Source organism: Microcystis sp. LE19-84.1B (assembly GCF_027531875.1).
GTDB lineage: Bacteria > Cyanobacteriota > Cyanobacteriia > Cyanobacteriales > Microcystaceae > Microcystis > Microcystis panniformis.
The window spans coordinates 1-3,019 of sequence record NZ_JAPZSR010000029.1; the positions used below are offsets into that span (position 1 = coordinate 1).

General features: G+C 45.7%; 1 protein-coding gene and 1 pseudogene. Both read right to left on the minus strand.

Annotation, left to right across the window (positions count from 1 at the left end; all coding sequences use genetic code 11):
• Nucleotides 1-2,637 (minus strand): tetratricopeptide repeat protein (locus O9324_RS01660; RefSeq protein WP_288139312.1); only part of this gene is annotated, 2,637 nt, incomplete at its 3' end.
• Between the two features lie 123 nt (nt 2,638-2,760).
• Nucleotides 2,761-3,019: pseudogene (locus tag O9324_RS01665) on the minus strand (DUF3782 domain-containing protein); the annotation flags it as partial.

Here is a 3,019-nt window from a genome sequence, read left to right on the forward strand (position 1 = left end):
TAGATAGAGAGGTTCCGCTTCTGTGTACCTGCCTTGGGAACTGTACAATAGTGCTAAATTGTTGAGGGAAAGTGCCACATCGGGATGATTGTCTCCTAAGAGTTGTTTTAACAAATCTAATGCTTGTAGATAGAGAGGTTCCGCTTCTGTGTACCTGCCTTGGGAACGGTACAATCCTGCTAAATTGTTGAGGGAAAGTGCCACAGAGGGATGATTGTCTCCTAAGAGTCGTTTATACAAATCTAATGCTTCTAGAAGGAGAGGTTCCGCTTCTGTGTACCTGCCTTGGGATTGGTACAATGCTGCTAAATTGTTGAGGGAAGCTGCCACAGAGGGATGATTGTCTCCTAAGAGTCGTTTTCTCAAATCTAATGCTTCTAGATGGAGAGGTTCCGCTTCTGTGTACCTGCCTTGGGAATGGTACAATTCTGCTAAATTGTTGAGGGAAGAAGCAACATCTGGATGATTGTCACCTAATAGTCGTTTCCTCAAATCTAATGCTTCTAGATAGAGAGGTTCCGCTTCTGTGTACCTGCCTTGGGAATCGTACAGAAATGCTAAATTGTTGAGGGAAGTAGCAACATTGGGATCACTCTCCCCTAATAGTCGTTTACACAATTCTATTGCTTGTAAATAGAGGGGTTCAGCTTCTGCGTAGTTTCCTTCGGATTCGTACAAGTTTGCCAAATTATTGAGGGAAGTCGCAACATTGGGATGATTGTCACCTAATAGCCGTTTATACAATCCTAAAGCTTGTAAATAGAGGGGTTCAGCTTCTCCGTACCTTCCTTGGGATTCGTACAATAATGCTAGATTGTTAAGAGAAGTAGCTACATCGGGATGTTCTTTTCCCAAGCGGCGGAGAGTTACTTCTAGACATTGCTCATACCAAGGTTCAGCTAAATCGTAGAATCCCTGTCCCTCATAAAATCGTCCCAATCCTCCAAAAGACGGGATTAAATCCTCCTCCTCCAGCCATTTTTCCAGCTCTGTCGCTGACTCCGCAATATGGGGAATAGATAGGGCGACGGCTTCTACTTGCTCCTTGGTTAAATATTGAGAAAGAGTCTTTGCCTCCTCAACCATACCCCGACAAAAGGAGCGTTTCAACTCATCCCCATCCTCTCGCAGTGCTAACTTAGCTTGAAAAAACTGTCGCACCAACGGATAAAACTGATAAGTTTCTCCTTCTACTGCTTGCAACAGATTGAGGTTTAGTAATTGTCCCTCTCTAATCTCTTCCAACTCCTCCTCATCTTCAGCAGACAAACACCTTTCTATCACCAACCGCCAAGGAATAGGAGCCAAAGCAAAGAGACTGAGAAAACAGCCTAAATCCCGCGCTGGCTGATTCAACTCCTCCCAACTCACCTCAAAAGCAGCCTCTACCCCTCTTTGCGCCGTCATATCTGCCGATGGATTCTGCAAAGCAGACAACTGTAAACCCTTATCTATCAACTGCTGCTGCATCCTTGCCAACGTCCAATTAGTACGCCGTTTGAGGAAACGCCCCACCAATTCCAACCCTAAAGGCAAATACCCCAACCACGCACATAGCCCCTTCCCTACCTCTAATTCAGCTTGCAGACGCGACGCACCAATCAGAGATTCCAGTAAAGCAAGGGCGGCTGATTCGCTTAAAACGGGTAAGCGCAACTGCTCAAAAGATGCCGCCAGCCAATGTTGCCGAGTCGTAATCAATACCTTAAAGCGTTGTTCTTGGGGAGGCAAATAATCTTGGATTTCCCCATACTGATGCACATCATCTAAAATTAGCAGTACATCCCCCGGCGGTTGCCATCTCGCCCAACAATAATCCAATTGCCCCCGCAAATTCAAGTCTTCTGGGGGAAACAAACCCAACAGCGACTTAGCAAAATTTAATAGTTGTACCCCCACCGTTTCCGCTTGCACCCCTATCCAGCAAATACCGCCAGGATAAGTCGATTTTTTCTTATGATATAGCGCATACTGGAGTGCTAATTCTGTTTTACCGACTCCTGCCATGCCCGTAACGACGGCGGTAATCGCAATTCTTTCTTGTTGCTGTAACTGGTGGTGCAGTTGTGTCATTGCATCTTCTCGCCCCACGAAATTAACCGCCCCAGTACGCGCCTTGGCTAAATTATGGGGAACTTCTGCCCCCGGATAATCCACTCGTTGCGGCGTAATACGTTCAGCAAGGGGAAGACTGACTCCCGGAAAGCCCGGTGCTTGCGTCGGTTTTGCCCTCTCCTGCAATGCGGCTAAAACCACATCCTTCGCCTCAGCTTCCGAAAGATTAACCACGTCTGCATAAACAATCTGTTGCCACAGCCCCTTAATTTCGCATTCTGAGACACGAATAGGGATTAACGTTCTTTTTTGACCTGTAGGATCTTGAGCGAAAGCTGCCGCCCATTCTGGATGGGTATAGAGCGCATTTAAGTAGTTATTGGAGAGAACAGCGAGCGTTTTTTCAGCTTGAACAGTCGCATTCTGCATTTCTAAGACAAAATTACTGCCGGGGCGAAAATCCCAAGCTTGAATAATGACAGAATAACCCGCTTCTTCGAGTATCCAGGCAATCCATTCTGCCCACTGCTTATCACGCCCATTATAGCTGACAAAAAAGTGCTTCTTCATCTGTTCTATCATTGATACATCTCTCCTAGCGAGGGAGTGGCACGAACCACAAAGACACAGAGGACACAAAGATCGATCATATTGTAAGTTAAACTGATCGCACAGAATCTAGAAGATTTCGAGAAAAAGCTAAACCTACCAAACCCGGGGCGTAAACTCCGCATCATTTAAAATTATTACATTTTCCCCTGATTGCACCAATACAAATAAACCCTGACGACAAGCGTAACTCGCCACCTCATTGGGAACAATTATCGCTGCCACCGCTCCCAAAGCTTTTACATCTCGAAAACGAGGCATTAACCGTTTAAACTTAGCCAAACGTTGTAAATGCTCATCCACATCCCTTTGAGTTAACTTACTTTTGACTTCCACTAAAATGGCATCGGTATCA